General features: G+C 61.9%; 19 protein-coding genes. 17 read left to right on the top strand and 2 right to left on the bottom strand.

Features of this window, described 5'->3' with window-relative positions; all coding sequences use genetic code 11:
- Positions 1-45 precede the first annotated feature (45 nt).
- The 4 genes from ACHMXK_RS07515 (at position 46) to ACHMXK_RS07500 (ending at position 4,371) form a co-directional block, all read left to right on the top strand.
- Positions 46-1,290, top strand: coding sequence for a CmpA/NrtA family ABC transporter substrate-binding protein (locus tag ACHMXK_RS07515; protein ID WP_397439080.1), 1,245 nt, complete (start codon positions 46-48; stop codon positions 1,288-1,290).
- A 10-nt stretch (positions 1,291-1,300) separates the two neighbouring features.
- Positions 1,301-2,239 carry a nitrate ABC transporter permease gene (gene ntrB, locus ACHMXK_RS07510; RefSeq protein ID WP_397439078.1) on the top strand — a complete coding sequence of 313 codons (939 nt, stop codon included), beginning with the start codon at positions 1,301-1,303 and terminating at the stop codon, positions 2,237-2,239.
- A complete protein-coding gene (locus ACHMXK_RS07505; RefSeq protein ID WP_397439077.1) occupies positions 2,236-3,048 on the top strand; it encodes an ABC transporter ATP-binding protein in 813 nt (270 codons plus the stop codon). Before ntrB ends, ACHMXK_RS07505 begins: the two co-directional genes overlap by 4 nt.
- 207 nt (positions 3,049-3,255) lie before the next feature.
- A complete protein-coding gene (locus ACHMXK_RS07500; protein ID WP_397439075.1) occupies positions 3,256-4,371 on the top strand; it encodes a response regulator in 1,116 nt (371 codons plus the stop codon).
- 146 nt (positions 4,372-4,517) lie between these two features.
- Here ACHMXK_RS07500 and ACHMXK_RS07495 read toward each other — a convergent pair whose 3' ends face one another.
- Entirely contained in the window at positions 4,518-5,789 is a 1,272-nt protein-coding gene (locus ACHMXK_RS07495) for a type IV pili methyl-accepting chemotaxis transducer N-terminal domain-containing protein (RefSeq protein WP_397439073.1), read from the bottom strand.
- Positions 5,790-6,022: 233 nt separating this feature from the next.
- On the opposite strand from ACHMXK_RS07495, the gene ACHMXK_RS07490 reads away from it, so the two are divergent.
- From ACHMXK_RS07490 to ACHMXK_RS07440, 11 genes are all read left to right on the top strand, one after another.
- Positions 6,023-6,157 (top strand): hypothetical protein, encoded by a 135-nt coding sequence (locus ACHMXK_RS07490; RefSeq protein ID WP_397439071.1) that lies wholly within the window; start codon positions 6,023-6,025, stop codon positions 6,155-6,157.
- Positions 6,154-8,586: a nitrite reductase large subunit NirB gene (nirB, locus tag ACHMXK_RS07485; protein WP_397439069.1), complete on the top strand. Its 2,433-nt coding sequence runs from the start codon at positions 6,154-6,156 to the stop codon at positions 8,584-8,586. Before ACHMXK_RS07490 ends, nirB begins: the two co-directional genes overlap by 4 nt.
- Before the next feature lie 29 nt (positions 8,587-8,615).
- Entirely contained in the window at positions 8,616-9,398 is a 783-nt protein-coding gene (locus tag ACHMXK_RS07480; RefSeq protein ID WP_397439067.1) for a type IV pili methyl-accepting chemotaxis transducer N-terminal domain-containing protein, read from the top strand.
- 18 nt (positions 9,399-9,416) lie between these two features.
- Positions 9,417-9,803: a nitrite reductase small subunit NirD gene (gene nirD, locus ACHMXK_RS07475; RefSeq protein ID WP_397439065.1), complete on the top strand. Its 387-nt coding sequence runs from the start codon at positions 9,417-9,419 to the stop codon at positions 9,801-9,803.
- Positions 9,800-12,667 carry a molybdopterin-dependent oxidoreductase gene (locus tag ACHMXK_RS07470; RefSeq protein WP_397439063.1) on the top strand — a complete coding sequence of 956 codons (2,868 nt, stop codon included), beginning with the start codon at positions 9,800-9,802 and terminating at the stop codon, positions 12,665-12,667. The genes nirD and ACHMXK_RS07470 overlap by 4 nt, the downstream gene beginning before the upstream one ends.
- A gap of 42 nt (positions 12,668-12,709) precedes the next feature.
- Positions 12,710-13,615: a DNA-binding protein YbiB gene (ybiB, locus tag ACHMXK_RS07465; RefSeq protein WP_397439061.1), complete on the top strand. Its 906-nt coding sequence runs from the start codon at positions 12,710-12,712 to the stop codon at positions 13,613-13,615.
- The gene (gene cobA / locus ACHMXK_RS07460; RefSeq protein ID WP_397439059.1) at positions 13,612-14,403 is read left to right on the top strand and encodes a uroporphyrinogen-III C-methyltransferase; all 792 of its coding nucleotides are present in this window, start codon (positions 13,612-13,614) and stop codon (positions 14,401-14,403) included. The genes ybiB and cobA overlap by 4 nt, the downstream gene beginning before the upstream one ends.
- A gap of 72 nt (positions 14,404-14,475) precedes the next feature.
- Complete coding sequence (locus tag ACHMXK_RS07455) at positions 14,476-15,123, top strand: methyl-accepting chemotaxis protein (RefSeq protein ID WP_397439057.1); 648 nt, start codon at positions 14,476-14,478, stop codon at positions 15,121-15,123.
- 43 nt (positions 15,124-15,166) lie between these two features.
- Complete coding sequence (locus tag ACHMXK_RS07450; RefSeq protein WP_397439055.1) at positions 15,167-16,408, top strand: NAD(P)/FAD-dependent oxidoreductase; 1,242 nt, start codon at positions 15,167-15,169, stop codon at positions 16,406-16,408.
- Positions 16,409-16,541: 133 nt separating this feature from the next.
- Positions 16,542-16,754 carry a 30S ribosomal protein S21 gene (gene rpsU, locus ACHMXK_RS07445; protein WP_011484193.1) on the top strand — a complete coding sequence of 71 codons (213 nt, stop codon included), beginning with the start codon at positions 16,542-16,544 and terminating at the stop codon, positions 16,752-16,754.
- 106 nt (positions 16,755-16,860) lie between these two features.
- A complete protein-coding gene (locus tag ACHMXK_RS07440) occupies positions 16,861-17,307 on the top strand; it encodes a GatB/YqeY domain-containing protein (protein ID WP_397439052.1) in 447 nt (148 codons plus the stop codon).
- Positions 17,308-17,412: 105 nt separating this feature from the next.
- On the opposite strand, the gene pmbA is transcribed toward ACHMXK_RS07440, so the two are convergent.
- A complete protein-coding gene (pmbA, locus tag ACHMXK_RS07435; RefSeq protein ID WP_397439051.1) occupies positions 17,413-18,813 on the bottom strand; it encodes a metalloprotease PmbA in 1,401 nt (466 codons plus the stop codon).
- 25 nt (positions 18,814-18,838) lie between these two features.
- On the opposite strand from pmbA, the gene yjgA reads away from it, so the two are divergent.
- Together yjgA and mog are read left to right on the top strand one after the other, a co-directional pair.
- A complete protein-coding gene (gene yjgA / locus ACHMXK_RS07430; protein ID WP_397439049.1) occupies positions 18,839-19,426 on the top strand; it encodes a ribosome biogenesis factor YjgA in 588 nt (195 codons plus the stop codon).
- Positions 19,423-20,019, top strand: a complete 597-nt coding sequence (gene mog / locus ACHMXK_RS07425) for a molybdopterin adenylyltransferase (protein ID WP_397439047.1) — start codon at positions 19,423-19,425, stop codon at positions 20,017-20,019. The genes yjgA and mog overlap by 4 nt, the downstream gene beginning before the upstream one ends.
- The last annotated feature ends 505 nt before the right edge of the window (positions 20,020-20,524 follow it).

Raw genomic sequence — 20,524 nt, 5'->3', positions numbered from 1 at the left:
CTTTTTTGTTTTTGCCTTTTGTTTTTCACTTCTGGAGTCCAGACCATGACCGATCTGCTGAAATCTTCACTGACCCGCCGTAGCGTTTTGCAGGCCGCCGCGGTCGGCGCCGCGGGCATCAGCCCGGCGCTGCGTGCCGTGGTCTATGCCCAGGGCTCCGATGCGCCGGAAAAAAAGGAAGTCAGGATAGGTTTTATCCCGCTGACCGACTGCGCCTCGGTGGTGATGGCCTCGGTGCTGGGCATAGATAAAAAATACGGCGTGAAAATCATCCCGACCAAAGAAGCCAGCTGGGCCGGCGTGCGCGACAAGCTGGTCAACGGCGAACTCGACTTTGCCCACGTACTTTACGGCCTGGTCTACGGCGTGCACATGGGCACGGCCGGCCCGAAAAAAGACATGGCCGTGCTGATGAACCTGAACAACAACGGCCAGGCCATCACCTTGTCGAAAAAAATCGCCGACAAGGGCGCGGTCGACGGTCCCTCGCTGGCCAAGCTGATGAAAACCGACAAGCGCGAATACACCTTCGCGCAGACCTTCCCCACCGGCACCCACGCCATGTGGCTGTATTACTGGCTGGCCAGCGCCGGCATCAACCCCTTCCAGGACGCACGCGCCATCGTGGTGCCGCCGCCGCAGATGGTGGCCAATATGCGCGTCGGCAACATGGACGGTTTTTGTGTGGGTGAACCCTGGGGCCACCGCGCCATCATGGACGGCATAGGCATCACCGCCGTGACCACGCAGGACATCTGGAAAGACCACCCGGAAAAAGTGCTGGGCACCAGCGCCGACTTCGTCAAGAAAAACCCCAACACCGCACGCGCGGTGACGGCCGCCATCCTCGAAGCCGGCCGCTGGATAGACGCCAGCCTGTCCAACAAGATGAAGATGGCCGAAACCGTGGCCGACAAGAGTTACGTCAACACCAGTGTGGACGCGATCAACCAGCGCATCCTGGGGCGTTACCAGAACGGCCTGGGCAAGACCTGGGACGACCCGAACTACATGAAGTTTTACAACGACGGCGCGGTGAACTTCCCCTACCTGTCCGACGGCATGTGGTTTTTGACCCAGCACAAACGCTGGGGCCTGATCAAGGAGCACCCGGACTACCTGGCCCTGGCCAAACAGATCAACCACATCGATATCTACAAGGACGCCGCCAGCGCCAGCAAAACGCCGGTGCCAAAGGACGTGTTGCGCACCAGCAAGATGATGGACGGCGTGGTCTGGGACGGCAAGGACCCGAAAAAATACGCCGACGGTTTCAAGATCAAGGTTTAAGGAACTCATCATGGTCAGTGCTGCTTTTCATCCCCCCTTCGACGACGCGCCACCCATCGCGTCACCCGCTATTCCTTCTATAGCTGCCAGCGCAATCAACACGGGGGCTACAGCCTCAAAAGACTTGCAAACCACAGACCCGACCGTTACCGCCAAACCGCCTATTGACTGGCGCGGTGTCTGGATGGCTGTGTTGCCGCCGCTGCTGGGCCTGGGTTTGCTGGTCGGCCTGTGGGAGCTGGTGTCGGCGTCCACAGCCAACAGCATTCCCTCGCCGCTGGCCACCTTTCATCAGGCGGTTGAGGTGTTCAGCGATCCCTTCTACAGCAAGGGGCCTAACGACCAGGGCGTGGGCTGGAACGTGCTCTCTTCGCTGCAGCGCGTGGCCGTTGGTTTTGGCCTGGCGGCAGCGGTGGGCATTCCGGCGGGTTTCATGATTGGGCGTTTCACGTTTTTAAGCCGCATGTTCAACCCGCTGATCAGCCTGATGCGGCCGGTCTCGCCGCTGGCCTGGTTGCCGATTGGCCTGCTGGTCTTCAAGGGCGCCAACCCGGCGGCGATCTGGACGATTTTTATCTGCTCGATCTGGCCCATGATCATCAACACCGCGGTCGGCGTGCAACGCGTGCCGCAAGACTATATGAACGTGGCACGTGTGCTCAATCTCAGCGAGTGGAAGATTTTCACCAAAATCCTCTTTCCCGCTGTGTTGCCCTACACCTTGACCGGCGTGCGCCTGGCAGTGGGCACCGCCTGGCTGGTGATTGTGGCCGCCGAGATGTTGACCGGCGGCGTCGGCATCGGCTTCTGGGTCTGGGACGAGTGGAACAACCTCAACGTCAAAAACATCATCATTGCGATTTTTGTGATCGGCATCGTCGGCCTGCTGCTGGAGTTTGCCCTGATCAAGCTGGCCACGGCCTTTACGTTTGAAGAGGTGAAAGCATGAACCCGTCACTGAGCAGCAAATACATCGAAATCCAGGGTGTGGCGCAAACCTTCAAGACCCGCAAAGGCCCGTTCTGCGCCTTGCAAAACATCAACCTGACGGTCGCCAAGGGCGAGTTTGTTGCGCTGATCGGCCACTCCGGCTGCGGCAAGTCGACCTTGCTCAACCTGATCGCCGGCTTGACCACACCAACCCAAGGCGCCCTGCTTTGCGCCAACCGTGAAATCGCCGGCCCCGGCCCGGAGCGCGCGGTGGTGTTTCAAAACCACTCGCTGCTGCCCTGGCTCACCTGTTTTGACAATGTCTACCTGGCGGTGGAACGTGTCTTTGCCGCGACCGAAACCCGGGCCCAGCTCAAGGCCCGCACCGACGCGGCCCTGGCCATGGTCGGCCTGAGCGCCGCCGCGCAAAAACGCCCCGGTGAAATTTCGGGCGGCATGAAACAGCGTGTGGGGATTGCCCGCGCCCTGTGTATGGAGCCCAAGGTCTTGCTGCTGGACGAACCTTTCGGCGCGCTGGACGCCTTGACCCGCGCCAAGTTGCAGGACGAATTGTTGCAAATTGTCAGCAACACCCACAGCACGGTGGTGATGGTGACACACGATGTGGACGAGGCCGTGTTGCTGTCGGACCGCATCGTGATGATGAGCAACGGCCCATCGGCCACCATAGGCGAGGTGTTACATGTGGACTTGCCGCGGCCACGCTCAAGGGTGGCGCTGGCCGAAGACAGCGCTTACCTGGGTTACCGCAAGGCCGTGATCGACTTCCTCTACACCCGCCAGGGCCACGTCGAAAAAGCCGCCTGATCCGGCAAGGCCATGTATTCTCTCGCTGCATCAGGGCATTTACCCTGATGCAGCGGACGTCAGCAGCTATCAATTAAATAGCGCACGACCACACCATAACCCCACGGCGGCCAGACCAAGGCCGCCGCAGGGGTTTGGCCCGTAAACAACACAAGCGCTGGTAAGCTCAAAACCTGCAACTTGTAGCGTTCACGGAAACAAAAAAACATGGCTTTGATTGTGGTGGTCGACGATGACGAAACGATACGCACGCTGATCGCGGCGGCGCTTCGCTTTGAAGGTTACGAGGTGCTGGAGGCCGACAACGGCGCCACCGGGCTGGCGCTGGTGCGCAAACACAGGCCAGACCTGGTGGTCAGCGACGTCAACATGCCGGTGATGAATGGTTTCGCCATGTTGCAAACCTTGCGCGCCGATTCGGCCATCCAGGCCACGCCCGTCATTTTGCTGACCTCGCTGCAAGAGCGCGAAAACGTGCGCAGCGGCATGAGCAGCGGTGCCGACGACTACCTGATCAAACCCCTGGTGTTTGACGAGTTGCGCGAAGCCACCGCCACCCAGCTCAACAAACAGCTGATGCGCCAGTTCGCCCAGGCCAATGCGGTGGAAACCGCCCTCACCGCGGCGCTGAAAGAGCAGCAAGCACGTTTGAGCCGTTTGTACGAGAACCGGCTGCTGGCCGAGCTCAGTGACAAATGGCCATCGGCCGAATCGGCTGAGGACGACAACAAACTGGCCCACGCCACGGTGCTGTTTGTCGATGTGGTCAACTTTCCGGCCCTGTCCGAAAAACTCACCAGCACCGAGCTGAGCACGGTCGTGCGCCAGTTTTACAACCATGCCGGCGATACCGTCTACCTGTTCGGCGCCCACCACATGCAGTTTGTCGGCGAAGGCCTGCTGGCGGTGTTTACCGGCAGCGCGGACACCGACACCGTCAACTGCAGCCTGCGCGCCACGCGGGCGGCCCTGGGCCTGATCAACTCGGCGCACCGGGTGCAAGGCTTTATGGCCAGCCATTTTCCGGACCGCGCCCTGCCGTGTTTTGAAGTCTGCGTGGGCCTGAACAGCGGCGCCGTCACCCTGGCCAAACTGCTGGACCCGCTGCGCGGAAAATCCCAGATCCTGCCTGTCGGCGACACCGTCAGCACCAGTTTGTTGCTGCAAAAACATGCTTACCAGGCCGGCTGGAAAATTGCCGCCAGCGCCGCGCTGCTGGACGAGGTGACGGTGTCCGTGAAAACCGGGCGCCGCAAGCAGTTTTCCCTGCCGGGGCGCAGTAGCGCCGTCGATGGTGTGGAACTGCTGGGTTTGTCCTCGTAAGTCATTCGCTATCAAACAAATAGCTGCTTGCGTCCATGGGGTATGGGCCAGAGGCCAGAAACACGCATAAAAAGCGCCATCCCCAAGCCATGCACCAGGATCAGGCGGTGCGGCGCCCGTCTTTGGTGCAGTGCAGCAATTCCGGCTTAACCCACCAGCATCTGCAAGCTGTGTTCGTACTGCTCGGACAGCGTCTCGAACACCTGCAGCAAGTCTTCGCTGGCGGTTGCCACAGCTTCCAGCCCTGGCGCACCAGCCGCCACACCGGCCAGCATGGCGGCCCAGCCGATGGCCGCGGCCTCCAGCGAACTGCGAATCGCCGGGCTGCTCAGTGGAATTTCGTTCAAATAACGCAGCGCCTGCTCAAACGCCGCCCTGGCCTCGGCCATGGCCGGCGTATTGCGCGGCATGGCGGCCTGGGCACCCAGTAGCTCGATCAGGGCGTATTTCGCAAAACGCTGGCTCAACATGCGTTGTCGGCCCGCCAGGTTGAGCACCTGCAAGGGCGGCAGGGCACCGGCGTTTTCCAGGCTGCCGGTCAGGCGTTCGGCCTCCTGCAGCAGCTGTTCGGCCAGCGCATCCAGCTGCGCCATGGCGCCCGGCTGGCGTGTATCCATCAGGCCTGGTTTCAGTTGCGCCCAGGTGTGTTGCACCTGCCCCAGCAGGTCGCCAAAAGTCGGCGGGGACAGGCTTTTTACCAGCGCCGCCAGGTTGCTATCTATGCGTGCCACCGACTCGTGCATGCGCGCTGACAGCTGAGGCAGTGGCACACCGGCCTCTTGCAACAGCGCCAGCTTGACCAGGCGCTGCGACAACATGCGTAACTGGCCGGAGAGGTTCACATCTTCGGCAAACCGGGCCGAATGAATGATGTGTTGCGAAACCTGGCCCAGGCGCTGGTTGCTGTGCATGGAGGCGGTTCGCAGCATCTGGAAAGCATCATCGTCCGACATCTGGCGGGCGCGCATCAGGATGCCCTTGGCACGCTCCACCACCTTGCGTTCTTCCAGCCGGCTGGACACATCGGCCAGCTCGGTACGCAAAACCTGCTCACGTTTGAAGCGGGCCTGCGCCAGATGGATCAGCGGACGCAGGCGCTGCCGGCCATACCCGTTCACCACGTAGGCCTGCACGCCCAGCTCCATCGCGCGCGTGATCTTGCCGGCATCCGCATCGTTGGTAAAAACGATGATGGGGAGCGCCGAGGTCTGTCCAATGATCTCAAGCGCCGTGAACAAGGCCTCATCAGGCACGGCGACGTCGCAAATCAGCAGCTCGGGCGCCTGGCGCAACACCGCCTGCAGCAGGCTTTGGCGGCTTTCCACACAGGCCAAAACCTGAATCCCCACGGCGCCCAGGTCCGTGACCAGCGGCTGCGGGCCTGTCGGGTTGTTTGAAAAAACCAGTGCGGAAGTCATCACCATCGCTTGTTCGAGAAGGAAAACAGCCTGTTACGCATGCAAGTCGCGCGCCATGTGGCGAGCCCGGCCGGCTTGGCGTGACATGGCACAACTTTTGCTGTGATCTCTGCGGGCGTAACGGCGCGCCCAACCTGAATAAAAGCACTGCGGGTCTGCGCACAAAGGCGTGCGTGAGGATGTGCCTCACACCGGCTCCACAGCCGTGTCCCTGTTTGACAGGAAGGACCATCATGTTTTTTACCGCCATTTTTCATCCCCAGCCATCCGGCGTCCAGCGCCTTAGCCGCGAGACGCCCGCCTGCGAGCGCCGCCTTGAGCGGGCGCTGGTGACGACCCCCTTCCACCCCTCCGGAGTGAACACATGAAAAAATCGAAACTGGTGATGGTCGGCAACGGCATGGCCGGCGTGCGCACCCTCGAAGAGCTGCTCAAGATCGCCCCCGATCTGTACGACATCACCGTGTTTGGCGCCGAGCCGCATCCCAACTACAACCGCATCCTGCTGTCGCCGGTGCTGGCCGGCGAACAAACACTGGATGAAATCGTGCTGAACCCCTGGGACTGGTACAGCGACAACCACATCACCCTGCATGCGGGCAAAAAGGTGGTCGAAGTCGACCGCATCCAACGTGTGGTGCGCGCCGACGACGGGACAGAAGAAAGTTACGACCGCCTGCTGATGTGTACCGGCTCCAACCCCTTTATCCTGCCGGTGCCCGGCAAGGACCTGGCCGGGGTGATCGCCTACCGTGACATCGCCGACACCAACGCCATGATTGCGGCGTCGGAAAAATACAAAAAAGCCGTGGTCATAGGCGGTGGCCTGCTGGGCCTGGAAGCGGCCAACGGCCTGATGTTGCGTGGCATGGACGTCACAGTGGTGCATGTGATGCCCACCCTGATGGAGCGCCAGCTCGACAGCGTGGCCGGCAAGCTGCTGCAAAATTCGCTGGAAGAACGCGGCCTGAACTTCCTGATGGGCGCGCAAACGCAGGAGCTGGTGGGTGGCGCTGATGGCCGGGTGAGCGCGATTCGTTTCAAGGACGGCAGCGAAGTGGCGACCGATCTGGTGGTGATGGCGGTGGGCATACGCCCCAACACCGAGCTGGCCGAGTCCATGCACCTGCACTGCAACAAGGGCATTGTGGTCAACGACACTATGCAAACCACCACCGACGCGCGTATTTATTCGGTCGGTGAATGCGCCGCCCACCGCGGCATCGCCTACGGCCTGGTGGCGCCGCTGTTTGAGCAAGCCAAGGTCGCGGCGAATCACCTGGCGCAGTTCGGCATTGGCCGTTACACCGGCTCCTTGACCTCGACCAAACTCAAGGTCACGGGCATAGACCTCTTCAGCGCCGGCGAATTCATGGGCGGGGAAGGCACGGAAGAAATTGTCATGAGTGACCCGTTTGGTGGCGTCTACAAGAAGCTGGTGCTCAAGGACGACAAGCTGATAGGCGCCTGTTTGTACGGCGACACGGTGGACGGCAGTTATTACTTCAAGCTGCTGCGTGATGGCCGCAGCGTGGCCGGCATACGCGACAAACTGATGTTCGGCGAATCCAACATCGGCGACGCCGGCCATGAAGGCCATAACAAGGCAGCCAGCATGCCGGACGAGGCCGAGGTCTGCGGCTGCAACGGTGTCAACAAGGGAACCATCTGCAAGGCCATCAAGGAAAAGGGACTCTTCACCCTCGATGAAGTGCGCAAGCACACCAAGGCCAGCGCTTCCTGCGGCTCCTGCACCGGCCTGGTGGAGCAGATCCTGATGTTCACCGCCGGCGGCGACTACTCGGCCACGCCCAAACTCAAGGCCATGTGTGCCTGCACCGATCACGGCCACCAGGCCGTGCGCGATGCCATCCGAGAACACAAGCTGCTCAGCATCTCCGCCGTCTACCAATTCATGGAATGGAAAACGCCCAACGGTTGCGCCAGTTGCCGTCCGGCCGTCAACTACTACGTGACCAGCAGCTGGCCCAAGGAGGCCAAAGACGATCCGCAAAGCCGCTTCATCAATGAACGCAGCCACGCCAACATCCAGAAGGACGGCACTTACAGCGTGATCCCGCGCATGTGGGGTGGCGAAACCACGGCCAGCGAATTGCGCCGTATTGCCGATGCGGTGGACAAATACAAAATCCCGACCGTGAAAATCACGGGCGGCCAGCGTATAGACCTGCTGGGTGTCAAAAAAGAGGACTTGCAAAACGTCTGGAATGACATCGGCATGCCTTCCGGCCACGCTTATGCCAAGGCCTTGCGCACGGTGAAAACCTGTGTCGGCAGCGAATGGTGCCGCATGGGCACGCAGGACAGCACGCAGATGGGCAAAGACCTGGAACGCGCGATGTGGCGCATGTATGCGCCGCACAAGGTCAAATTCGCCGTCAGCGGCTGCCCGCGCAACTGCGCCGAAGCCGGCATCAAGGACGTGGGCATCATAGGTGTGGATTCCGGCTGGGAGATGTATATCGCCGGCAACGGCGGCATCAAGACCGAGGTCGCGCACTTTTTCACCAAACTCAAGACCGCCGAAGAAGTGCTGGAGTACACCGGCGCTTTTTGCGAGTTGTACCGCCAGGAAGGCTGGTACCTGGAACGCACCGTGCATTACGTGAACCGTGTGGGCCTAGACTATGTCAAGAAACGCATTCTTGAGGACCACGCCGGCCGCCAGGCCTTGTGGGAGCGCCTGCAGTTTGCGCTCGACGGCGAACCGGACCCCTGGTTTGAACTGAAAGAAGCGGCGGTCGATACCCGGCAATTTTCCGCCCTCCCCGCCTGAGCGCAGCCAACTTCAGGATCAACGTCACCATGACCTACACCCTTCAACGCCGCGTTTTCTGCGGCTTCGCCCTCGCCGCCCTGGCGCCGGTGCACGCACAGGTCGCCGGCCTCGGCGACGCCATCAACAAGGCCGGTCGCCAGCGCATGTTGTCGCAGCGCATGGCCAAGGCCTGGTTCGGCCTGGGCCTGGGCATACAAGCCGAGTCGGCCCGTCGTGTGCTGGACCAGTCCATGGCCTTGTTCGACCGGCAACAGGTCGAACTCAAGACCTTTGCGCCGGCCGGGGAAACCCGCGACACCTATGTGCAACTGGAGTCCGCCTGGTCGGACTACAAAGGGCTGCTGGTCGGCGCAGCGCCGTCCCAGGACAAGGCCAGGGCGGTGCTGGACCAGGCCGGCAAAGTATTGGCGCTGGCGCACAAGGGCACGGCTTTGTTCGAGCAGCAGGCGGGCAAGCCGGGCGCCAAGCTGGTCAATATCGCCGGCCGCCAGCGCATGTTGTCGCAACGCATGGCACAGTTTTACCTGGCCAGCCACTGGAACGTGGACAGCGCCGCCAGCCAAAAGGAAATCGGCAAGGCGCGTGAGGAATTTGTGCCGGCGCTGGAACTGCTGCGCAACGCCCCCGAGGCCACGACCGAGATCAAACAGGAACTGGCCCTGGCCGACAACCAGTGGCTCTTTTTTGACAACGCCCTCAAGGCCCGTGTGAGCAGCCACAAAGCCGCGTCCGATGTGTTTGTGAGCAGCGAAAACCTGCTCCAGGTCATGGACCGGGTGACCGGCCTGTATGCACGCGTTCTCGGATAAACACACAGGAACAAAATCATGAGTGAATGGAAAAAAATCTGTCTGGTCACCGACATCCCGGTGCTCGGTTCGCGCCGGGTCGCACGTGCACACGGCCTCGATGTGGCCGTGTTCCGCAACAATGAAGACGGCGTGTTTGCCCTGCTGGACCGCTGCCCACACAAGGGCGGCCCCTTGAGCCAGGGCATTGTGTTCGGCACCAGCGTGGCCTGCCCGTTGCACAACTGGACCATAGACCTGGAAGGTGGCTGCGCCAAAGCGCCAGACCAGGGCTGCACCCCCAAGTTCAGCGTTCGGGTGGAGGACGGCGCCGTGCACCTGGACAGCACCGAGCTGGCGACCCTTGCCACCGAACTGACGCGACCCCTGGCGGGGCCAGCACGCAAAGAACTGGCCCCTGCATGAAGCTTGACGTGGTCGCCAACGAAACCCGCTCCACCTGCCCCTACTGCGGGGTCGGTTGCGGTGTGATCATTGAATCGCAGGGCGACGCGATCACGGGTGTGCGTGGCGACCCGGACCACCCGGCCAATTTCGGCCGGCTCTGCACCAAGGGCTCCACGCTGGCGCTGACAGCTTCTGCGGCAGTGACGCGGCAAACCCGGCTGCTGCACCCCATGCGCCGCGAACACCGGCATGAGGCGCCCCAACGCGTGTCCTGGGACAACGCGCTGGCTTTCGCCGCGACAAGTTTTGCGCGCATCATCAACCAGCACGGGCCCGACGCCATAGGTTTTTATGTCTCGGGCCAATTGTTGACCGAAGACTATTACGTCTTCAACAAACTCGCCAAAGGCCTGATAGGCAGCAACAACATAGATACCAACTCGCGCCTGTGCATGAGCAGTGCGGTCGCGGGTTACAAACAAACCCTGGGCGCCGACGCGCCGCCCAACTGTTATGACGACGTGAATCACGCGCAGTGCATTTTTATCGTCGGCAGCAACACGGCTTATGCGCACCCGATTTTGTTCAGACGCATAGAGGACGCCAAAGCGGCCAACCCGGCGCTCAAGATCATTTTTTGCGATCCGCGCCGCACCGACACGGCCGGCATCGCCGATTTGTATTTGCCCGTCCAGCCCGGCACCGATGTCGCGCTGTTCAACGGCCTGCTGCACATCATGTTGTGGGAGGGCTGGACGCAGCCCGCCTACATCGCCGCGCACACCAACGGTTTTGAAGCTCTCAAAACCACGGTGCGCGACTACACGCCCGACCTGGTGGCGCAAACCTGCGGCATACGCAAGGAAGACCTGTTCACGGCAGCCAAGCTGTTTGCCACTTCGGCCGCGACCCTGAGCCTCTATTGCCAGGGCCTGAACCAGTCCAGCAGCGGCACGGCCAAAAATGCCGCCTTGATCAACCTGCACCTGGCGACGGCCCAGATTGGCAAACCCGGCGCCGGGCCTTTTTCACTGACCGGCCAGCCCAATGCCATGGGTGGGCGCGAAGTCGGCGGCCTGGCCAATTTACTGAGTGCACACCGCGACCTGGCCAACCCCGCGCACCGGGCCGAGGTCGCCGCGTTATGGGGTGTATCGTCGGTGCCGGAGAAACCCGGCAAGACGGCCGTCGAGATGTTCCAGGCCGCAGCCGATGGCGAGATCAAGGCCTTGTGGATTGCCTGCACCAACCCGGCCCAGTCCATGCCCGACCAGGCCACCGTGCGCCGCGCGCTGCAGCGCGCCGAGCTGGTGATCGTGCAGGAAGCGTTTGCCACACCGTCCACCTGCGACTACGCCGACCTCTTGCTGCCGGCCACCACCTGGGGTGAAAAAACCGGCACCGTGACCAACAGCGAACGCCGCATCAGCCGCGTGCGGCCGGCCGTTCCCGCGCCCGGGGAAACGCGACACGACTGGGCCATCGCCGTGGCTTTTGCGCAGCAGCTGGAAAAACTGCTGCCCGCCCCTGCACCGCAAGGCCTGTTCGCCTACGACAGCCCTGAAACCATCTGGAACGAACATCGCGAATCCACACGTGGCCGCGACCTGGACATCACCGGCCTGAGTTACGCGATGCTGGAAGACGCGCCGCAGCAATGGCCGCTGCGCGAAGGTGACAGCACAGGCCAGGTCCGTTTGTACGAAGACGGTGTTTTCCCGACCGAGGACGGCAAGGCAAAATTCGTCAACACGGTTTACAAGCCGGTCGCCGAGCCACGCGAATCGCGTTACCCCTTCTCGCTGACCACCGGCCGCCTGCGCGACCAGTGGCACGGCATGAGCCGTACCGGCACCCTGGGCCGGCTCTTCGGCCATGTCGCCGAACCTTCCATCCAGATGAATGCGCAAGACATGGCGCGGCGCCTGCTGAAAGATGGCGACCTGGTGCATGTCACGTCCAAACGCGGCTCCATCGTTGTGCCCTTGCAGGCCTCGCCCGAAGTGGCGGTGAGCCAGGCCTTCATGGCCATGCACTGGGGCGACGACTACCTGAGCGGCCTGTCCAGCACCGGCGAGCGCCTGGCCGGGGTCAACGCCCTCACCACCTCGGCGTATTGCCCCAGTTCCAAACAGCCCGAACTCAAACATGCGGCGGTGAAAATCCTCAAGGCTGAATTGCCCTGGTCGCTGCTGGCCATGGCCTGGCTGCCCGATGAGCAGGTGTTGACGGCACGGGAACAACTCAAGCCCTTGATGGCGGACTTTGCCTTCAGCAGCTGTGTGCCTTTTTCCAACGAAGTGCCTTTGAGCGAGACTGGCCGCCAGCGCACCGGCGTCTTGTTTCGTGCGGCCGGTTTTGAAGCCCCGCCGGATGGTTTGCTGGAAAAAATCGAAACCCTTCTCGGTCTGGGCGGCGCGGATGTCTTGCGTTATGCCGACAAAAAGAAAGGCCAGCACCGCACGGCGCGTCTGCTGCGCGACGGCGATCAGGCCAGGCTGGCCGGCTTTGTACTCGCCGGCGATGTCAGCGCCCAGGCCTGGATCAAAACCCTGCTGCAGGACGAGTTGCCGGCGCAAACTTACGGCCGCCTGCTGTTGCTGCCAGGCGCCAAGGCGCCGGTCGCCCTGCCTTCGCGCGGCAAACCGGTCTGCACCTGCTTCAGCGTGAGTGATGCCCAGATCAATGCTTGCCTCTCCGACATGGACCAAGCGCTGGGCGGCGCGGCCTTTCTGGCCAGCGGGGATGAACGCCTGCTGGGGCTGCAAGAGAAACTGAAATGCGGTACCAACTGCGGCTCCTGCGTGCCCGAAATCAAACGTTTGATCCGGAGCCATGGCACGGCCAGGCGCACAGTGATTCCGATCAAGGCGCTGGCTTAAGCTCATAAGAAAAAGTTATCTTCCTTGGTTGACAATCAGCCGATGTCCATCGCTCACTACATCAAAGTCATAGGCCGCGGCAAAGACGGCGCACGGCCGCTTTCGCGCGAACAGGCCTGCGACCTCTTTGGCCAGGTGCTGGACGGCACGGTGACCGATCTGGAGATAGGCGGCTTTTGCCTGGCCATGCGTATCAAGGGCGAAACGCCCGAAGAGATGGCGGGTTTTCTCGATGCCACCTACCAACGTATGCAACGTTTCCCCGCCACGGACAAACCCACGGTTGTGCTGCCCAGCTACAACGGCGCGCGCAAGCTGCCGGTGCTCACGCCCTTGCTGGCGCTGCTGCTGGCACGTGAAGGCCTGCCGGTGCTGGTGCATGGCACGGCCACGGAATCCAGCCGAATATTTTCATCAGAAGTGCTCTCCGCCCTGGATATACATGCGCTGACAGCTATCAGAAGCATAGCGGCTGGCGAGGTGGTTTTTGCCGCCACCGAGTTGCTGCTTCCGGGGCTCAAGCGCCTGCTGGATGTGCGGCGCGCCGTCGGCCTGCGCAACCCGGCGCACAGCCTGGTCAAAATCATGAGCCCCTGCCTGGGCAAAGCGCTGGTGGTCAGCAGCTACACCCACCCCGAATACGCCATCTCCATGGGCCAGACCTTTGAGCTGATCCAGGCCAATGCCTTGCTGCTGCGCGGCACCGAGGGCGAGGTGGTGGCCGACGCGCGCCGCACGCCGCAAATGGAAGCTTTCATCGCCGGCCAGCGCCGCTTGTTGCAGGCCGCACAACCCGGCACCCTGGCCAGCGTGCCGGACTTGCCCAAGGACATCGACAGCGAAAGCACCGCCGCGTATATCCGCGCGGTCCTGTCGGGCACCCACGCGGTACCGGCCTCGATTGCCAGCCAGGTGGAACATATCTTGCAACTGACTTCACACCTATGACAAGCAGCACCCACCACCTCCATCCGACCGGACTCTGCACCCTGGTCGGCGCGGGCCCGGGCGACCCGGAACTGTTGACACTCAAGGCGCTCAAGGCCATCCAGGCGGCCACCGTGTTGCTGGTCGATGACCTGGTCAGCGATGAGATCGTCGCCTATGCGCGGCCAGGTGCGCGCATTGTGCATGTCGGCAAACGTGGGGGTTGCAAGTCCACGCCGCAAGAGTTCATTGAAAAACTCATGATCATGGCCGTGCGCGAAGGCGAAAACGTGGTGCGCCTCAAGGGCGGCGACCCCTTTATCTTCGGGCGCGGCGGCGAAGAAGTCGAACACCTGCAGGCCGCCGGCATCACCGTGAAAGTCATCAACGGCATCACCGCCGGCCTGGCCGCGGTGACCTCCTTGGGTGTACCCCTGACACACCGCCTGCATGCCCACGGCGTGGTGTTTATCACCGGCCACGCCAAACCCGGCGACAGCGGCACCGACTGGCGCGCCCTGGCCGACACCGCGCACAAGGCCAAACTCACCTTGGTGATCTACATGGGCGTGAGCGGCTCGCGCCACATCCAGGACGAGTTGCTGACCGCCTTGCCGGCCACCACGCCGGTCGCGGTGATCCAGAGCGCCAGTTTGCCGACTCAGCGCCACATCGTCTGCACACTCGCGGAACTACGGGCCAGCGTCGAGCATGAACACCTGGCCAGCCCCAGCGTGATTGTGGTCGGCGACGTGTTGCAGGGCCTGCTCGCCCTGCAACAGACACCACAGGCCGTGCAGGCCGCCTGAGGTCGAAGTCGGCCAGCACTGGCCCGCTTATTGCACACCAAGCTCCAGGAACAAACTCCTGGAGAAGGCCTCATGACCGCAGCAACCGCCACCGATTCGATGTCCATCGTCAACCTGGCGGCCCGCCAGCGCATGTTGTCCCAGCGCATGATTTTGCAGACGGTGCTGGCCGCTTCCGGCGAAAACGGTAAATTGCAGGCGGCGCAAACATCCTTTCAGCTGTTTTGCGAGAGCCAGAAAGTGCTGGTGGAGTCGACCTCAGCGGATGAGGCCAGCGCCCGCCTGATACGCGACACCTACAACGGTCCGCGCGGGGTCGGCGCCATCATCGAACAGTTCATGCGGCAAATGCGTACCACCCTGCAGTACATAGAAACCGGCGCGGCCAGCCTGGCACAAGGTGCGCTGGACACCCTGGTCGCCAGCACCGACACGGTGCTGGAAGCGCTGAACACCGCGACCACCACCTTTGACCGGATCACCAGAGGCAAGGCCGAGCTGTTGATGAAAGAACTCACCAGCATCGTGTCCGACATCCAGACCGTGGCGCGCGAAGCCAAAATGGTGAGTTTCAACGCCCAGATCATGGCGGCGCGTGCCGGCGAACACGGCCGCGAGTTTTCGGTCGTCGCCAATGTGTTGTCCGGCATCACCGGCGAAATCGACGGCTTGTCCCGCAAAGCCATGGACCTGGCGGTGCGCAATCAAGCGACCGCCTGAACGACCGTCCCGCCGCCGCGCGGCAACACCTACACTGCTGTCCATGCAAAATTTCGACGTGGTGATGGTGGGTGCCGGCGCAGCCGGCTTGTTCTGTGCGGGTGTGGCCGGGCAACGGGGGCTGAAGGTGTTATTGCTGGATCACAGCGAAAAAATCGCCGAAAAAATTCGTATCTCGGGCGGCGGCCGCTGCAACTTCACAAATCGCGACGCCACGCCGGCGCAGTTTCTCAGCGAGAACCCGCATTTTTGCCGCTCTGCGCTGTCGCGTTACACGCCGCAGGATTTCATCGCGTTGCTGCAGCGTTACAACATCGCTTTTCACGAAAAACACAAAGGCCAGTTGTTTTGCGACCGCTCGGCCGAAGACGTGATCAACATGCTGGTGGCCGAATGTGATCTGGGCGGCGTCACACGCTGGCAGCCCTGCAGCGTCAAGGACGTGGCGCTGGAGGCGGACGGCAGCTACCGCCTGCAAACCGACCGTGGCCCGGTCAGCGCCAGCCAGGTGGTCATCGCCACCGGCGGCCTGTCGATTCCAAAAATAGGCGCAACCGATTTCGGTTACCGCATCGCCCAGCAGTTTGGCCTGCGCCTGGTGCCGGTTCGCCCCGGCTTGGTGCCCATGACCTTTGACGGCGAAGGCTGGACGCCGTATGCCGGGTTGAGCGGCCTGGCCTTGCCGGTGCTGATTGAGGCCGGACCGCCGGACGCCACACCCAAACAGCGCAAAAAAGCCACGGTTTTCGCCGAAGACCTGCTGTTTACCCACCGGGGCCTCAGCGGTCCGGCAGTGTTGCAGATCTCCAGCTTCTGGCGCGAAGGCCAGGCCATCCGTATCAACCTGGCCCCCGGCACCGATCTCGCCGGCCAGTTGCTGCGCGCCAAGGCGGTCTCGCGCAAACTCATCGCCAACGAACTGGCCACCCTGGTGCCCAGCCGGCTCGCCGATGCCTGGGTCAGCCGCGACGCGACCTGGCAAAAACCGGTGGGCGACGCCACCGACAAGGCCCTGGAAACACTGGCCGCCCAACTCGCCGACTGGCCACTGGTGCCCACCGGCACAGAAGGTTACAAAAAAGCCGAAGTGACGCTGGGCGGTGTGGACACGCGCGACCTGTCCTCGCAAACCATGGAATCCAAACAAGCCGGCTTGTATTTCATTGGCGAAGTGGTCGACGTAACGGGTTGGCTGGGCGGTTACAATTTCCAGTGGGCCTGGGCTTCGGCTTATGCCTGCGCACAGGCGCTGGTTGCCAGGCAAGTTGCCTTGGCCGACCATTGACCAAATGCCGCCCATCCAGTTGTCACAAAGTGACGATAAATTCCCGCTATAATCTTAGGCTTTGCTAGCAAACCCGCGCCTGGCCTGATCCTGATCAGATCAATTAAGGTGCACCTTTTGGATCAATTCATCAATGACGACCATTCGCGTAAAAGATAACGAGCCCTTTGACGTCGCCCTGCGCCGCTTCAAACGCACCATCGAAAAACTCGGCCTGCTGACCGACCTGCGCGCCCGCGAGTTTTACGAAAAACCAACGGCCGAGCGTAAACGCAAGAAGGCAGCCGCCGTCAAGCGTAACTACAAGCGCATCCGCGCCATGCAGCTGCCCAAGAAACTGTACTAAACCTGCAGTTCCGGTATTGCCTCACGGCAACTCCAAGCCCGCACGAGGACGCTCTGCGGGCTTTTGTGTTTTTGACGCCTATTCAACCCGTTTCCTGGAGATCGCCATGTCACTCAAAGACCAAATCACCGAAGACATGAAAACCGCCATGCGCGCCAAGGACAGCGAGCGCCTGGGTACCATCCGCTTGCTGCTGGCCGCCGTCAAGCAAAAAGAAGTCGATGAACGTGTGGTGCTCGACGATGCCGCCGTGGTCGCCATCGTCGACAAGCTGATCAAGCAGCGCAAGGACTCGATCGAAGCCTTCCAGAAGGCCGAACGCGCCGATCTGGCCGACAAGGAAGCGAGCGAGTTGACCGTGCTGCAGGCCTACCTGCCCGCGCGTCTGAGCGCCGAAGAGGTCCTGGCCGAGGTCAAGGCCATCGTGGCCGAACTGGGCGCCTCCGGCTCCGGCGACATGGGCAAGGTCATGGGCGCGGTGAAAGCCAAGCTGGCTGGCAAAGCCGACATGGGCCAGGTGTCGGCAGCGGTGAAAGCGGCGCTGGCTGGCTGAGTTTTCATTCGCTACAAAATCAGTAGCTACTTGCGCCCACTCTGATTGGGCTGGAGCCCGAAATCATGCTTGATTTCGGGCTTTTTCATGCCCTTCGCCTGACAATCAGGCGCCGGCTACCTTCATGCGGTTGATCAGGATGGAGCCCACACTTTTGGCGCCGTAGTTGTACATATCCGCGCCCACGGCCTGAATGCCCATCAGCATGTCTTTCAGGTTGCCGGCAATCGTGATTTCTTCCACCGGGAAGGCGATCTGGCCCTTTTCGACCCAGAAACCGGACGCGCCGCGCGAATAATCGCCAGTCACGTAATTCACGCCCTGCCCCATCAATTCGGTCACAAACAGGCCTGTGCCCAGCTTCTTCAGCATGGCGTCCAGGTCGTCGCCGGCGGCGGTCTGGCGGCTGGTCAGCACGAGGTTGTGCGAACCGCCGGCATTGCCCGTGGTGCGCATACCCAGCTTGCGCGCCGAGTAGGTGCTCAAGAAATAGCCGCGCACAATGCCGGCCTCCACCACCTGACGGGCACGGGTTTTCACACCTTCTTCGTCAAACGGGGCACTGCCCTTGCCTTTGAGCACAAACGGGTCTTCGCTGATGTCGATGTGGTCGGGAAAGGCCGGTTTGCCCAGGCTGTCCAACAAGAAGGTGCTTTTGCGGTACAGCGCACCACCACTGACGGCCTGCACAAAACCGCCCAGGAGGCCAGCGGCCAACGGCGACTCGAACAACACCGGGCATTGAATGGTCTTGATCTTGCGGCTTTTCAGGCGCGACAAGGCCCGTTCGGCGGCATAACGGCCCACGGCTTCCGGGCTGGCGAGTTCGCTGGCGTCGCGCATGGAGCTGTACCAGGCGTCCCGCTGCATCTGGCTGCCCTTGCCGGCAATCGCCGCGGCCGAAATGCTGTGGCGCGAACTGGCGTAACCGCCGCGAAAACCCTTGCTGTGGGCGCTGAAAAAATGGCTTTGCTGGGCCGAGACACCCGCGCCTTCGCTGTTGGTGATGAGTTTGCTGGTGGCAAACGCCGCGGCTTCACATTCCAGCGCCAGTTTGGCCGCGCCTTCGGAATCAATGGCCCAGGGGTGGAACAAGTCCAGCTCGCGGTGGGTTCTGGCAATGTCGCGGTCCGCCGGCAGGCCGGAGGTCTTGTCTTCGGCGGTGAAACGGGCAATGTCGTAAGCCGCCTGCACGGTTTGTTCGATCGCCGCCTTGGAAAAATCGCTGGTGGAGGCATTGCCGCGTTTTTGCCCCACATACACCGTGATGCCCAGCGACTTGTCGCGGTTGCGCTCGACGTTTTCCAGCTCACCCTTGCGCACGCTGACACTCAGACCGCAGCCTTCGGAGGCTTCCGCAGCGGCGTCGGTGGCGCCGATTTTCTTGGCGTGCGCCAGCGCGCTGTCCACCAATTCTTCGAAAAAATCACGGTGGTAGCTGAAACCTGACTCGGGTTGAGCCAATTGTTTCGGACGGGAGGATGTCTTGGAGGTCTTTAGGGTCATATGGGTAGCTATGATACTGACTGCTATGAACAACAAGACTCCCAAGCCTATTAAGGGCTACTGGTCCAACGGCCGATTCGTCAAACCCGAAGAAATTGCTTTGGAAGAAGTCGGCCCGCCCAGCAAGACCCAACTCAAGGCCGAGGCCGATGAAAAACAGGCGCTCGGCGAAGCGCTACTGACCCTGCGTGCCGACCTGATGGCCAGGCTAGACCTGCCCGAAAAACTGCTGGACGCCCTGAAAGAGGCCAAACGTATCAGCAATTTCGAGGGCAGACGCCGCCAGATGCAATTTATCGGCAAGCTGATGCGCCCGCTGGACCCCGAACCCATACGCGCGGCCATTGACGAACAGGCCAACGGCTCGGCCGATCTGACGCTGATCCTGCACCTGGCCGAACAATGGCGCGACAAGCTGATTGCCGACGACGAGGCCATGGGCACCTGGATGACCGAACACCCGGACACCGACACGCAGCAATTGCGTGCCCTGATCCGTCAGGCCCGCAAAGACGCCAAGCCCGAAAAACCCGGCGAAGCGCCACGCCACGGCAAGTCCTACCGCGAAATTTTCCAGCTGGTGCGGCAGGCGCTGATGCCAGCAGCGCCATGAGCGGGCAACACGACGCGGTCAGGATAGGGATTGTTTCGGTCAGCGACCGCGCCTCCAGCGGCGTCTACGAAGACAAAGGCCTGCCCGCGCTGAAAGAGTGGCTGGGCCGTGCCCTGCGTAACCCCATCACCTTCGAAGAACGCCTGATCCCCGACGAGCAGGCGCGTATCAGCGCCACCTTGATCGAGCTGGTCGAGGCCGGCTGCTCGCTGGTGCTGACCACAGGCGGCACCGGCCCGGCCCCGCGCGACGTGACACCGGAAGCCACGCTGGCGGTGGCACACAAGGAAATGCCGGGTTTTGGCGAACAAATGCGGCAAATCAGCCTGAAATTTGTTCCCACGGCGATTTTGTCGCGCCAATGCGCGGTGATTCGCGACCAAAGCCTGATCCTGAACCTGCCCGGCCAGCCCAAATCCATCGCCGAAACCCTGGAAGGCCTGAAAAACCCCGACGGTTCCCAAGCCGTCGCCGGCATTTTTGCCGCCGTGCCGTATTGCATAGACCTGATAGGCGGGCCTTACCTGGAAACCGACGATGCGGTGTGCAAGGCGTTTCGGCCGAAGTCGGCGATTCGGGTGCCGGCGGTCTGATTTATAGGTCAAATCGGGGCCTAGCCCTTATCCTGTGAGCGCAGAAAGCTACTTATTTAATAGCACTTCTCTAGCATCACGCTGCACCTGCGGTCTGCTTTGGACAGTAGGCGCAACTCCCCACTCCCTCCCATCCCTCGCCCCGCTGGGCGATGGCGGGGGACTTCATTTGGCTACGTGTGCTGCAAGATGACGGTCTCTTGGCTTGATTGGTTCGTGCGCGGCGGCGCTGCCTTCTCCGGGGTCGCGTGTTTGCGAACATGGATGCCGGATCAAGTCCGGCATGACAAACCATGCTGTCATGCCGGCGAAGGCCGGAATCCATCCCCGCACCCGAACCCACCCCTTCTGTATGCGCCGAGGAGCGCAGGCAAAAGCGGATCAGGGCTTGCGATTGTCTGAGCGTAGCGAGTTCGAGCAAGACCCCGCTTTTGCCGAGCACCGCAGGTTGCCCGTAGCGAAGCGTAGGGACGCAGACAGCAGGGTCGCCTTTTCTTTTGCTTAC

Origin of the sequence: Polaromonas sp. UC242_47 (assembly GCF_044452385.1) — a bacterium.
Classification (GTDB): Bacteria; Pseudomonadota; Gammaproteobacteria; order Burkholderiales; family Burkholderiaceae_C; genus Polaromonas.
This window is presented reverse-complemented; position numbering and strand designations above follow the sequence as displayed.

Excerpts from the sequence above, each read along its gene's own strand:
- ACHMXK_RS07515 (WP_397439080.1), top strand. The coding sequence starts at position 46 with ATGACCGATCTGCTGAAATCTTCACTGACCCGCCGTAGCGTTTTGCAG.
- ntrB (WP_397439078.1), top strand. The coding sequence starts at position 1,301 with ATGGTCAGTGCTGCTTTTCATCCCCCCTTCGACGACGCGCCACCCATC.
- ACHMXK_RS07505 (WP_397439077.1), top strand. The coding sequence starts at position 2,236 with ATGAACCCGTCACTGAGCAGCAAATACATCGAAATCCAGGGTGTGGCG.
- ACHMXK_RS07500 (WP_397439075.1), top strand. The coding sequence starts at position 3,256 with ATGGCTTTGATTGTGGTGGTCGACGATGACGAAACGATACGCACGCTG.
- ACHMXK_RS07495 (WP_397439073.1), bottom strand. The coding sequence starts at position 5,789 with ATGACTTCCGCACTGGTTTTTTCAAACAACCCGACAGGCCCGCAGCCG.
- ACHMXK_RS07490 (WP_397439071.1), top strand. The coding sequence starts at position 6,023 with ATGTTTTTTACCGCCATTTTTCATCCCCAGCCATCCGGCGTCCAGCGC.
- nirB (WP_397439069.1), top strand. The coding sequence starts at position 6,154 with ATGAAAAAATCGAAACTGGTGATGGTCGGCAACGGCATGGCCGGCGTG.
- ACHMXK_RS07480 (WP_397439067.1), top strand. The coding sequence starts at position 8,616 with ATGACCTACACCCTTCAACGCCGCGTTTTCTGCGGCTTCGCCCTCGCC.
- nirD (WP_397439065.1), top strand. The coding sequence starts at position 9,417 with ATGAGTGAATGGAAAAAAATCTGTCTGGTCACCGACATCCCGGTGCTC.
- ACHMXK_RS07470 (WP_397439063.1), top strand. The coding sequence starts at position 9,800 with ATGAAGCTTGACGTGGTCGCCAACGAAACCCGCTCCACCTGCCCCTAC.
- ybiB (WP_397439061.1), top strand. The coding sequence starts at position 12,710 with ATGTCCATCGCTCACTACATCAAAGTCATAGGCCGCGGCAAAGACGGC.
- cobA (WP_397439059.1), top strand. The coding sequence starts at position 13,612 with ATGACAAGCAGCACCCACCACCTCCATCCGACCGGACTCTGCACCCTG.
- ACHMXK_RS07455 (WP_397439057.1), top strand. The coding sequence starts at position 14,476 with ATGACCGCAGCAACCGCCACCGATTCGATGTCCATCGTCAACCTGGCG.
- ACHMXK_RS07450 (WP_397439055.1), top strand. The coding sequence starts at position 15,167 with ATGCAAAATTTCGACGTGGTGATGGTGGGTGCCGGCGCAGCCGGCTTG.
- rpsU (WP_011484193.1), top strand. The coding sequence starts at position 16,542 with ATGACGACCATTCGCGTAAAAGATAACGAGCCCTTTGACGTCGCCCTG.
- ACHMXK_RS07440 (WP_397439052.1), top strand. The coding sequence starts at position 16,861 with ATGTCACTCAAAGACCAAATCACCGAAGACATGAAAACCGCCATGCGC.
- pmbA (WP_397439051.1), bottom strand. The coding sequence starts at position 18,813 with ATGACCCTAAAGACCTCCAAGACATCCTCCCGTCCGAAACAATTGGCT.
- yjgA (WP_397439049.1), top strand. The coding sequence starts at position 18,839 with ATGAACAACAAGACTCCCAAGCCTATTAAGGGCTACTGGTCCAACGGC.
- mog (WP_397439047.1), top strand. The coding sequence starts at position 19,423 with ATGAGCGGGCAACACGACGCGGTCAGGATAGGGATTGTTTCGGTCAGC.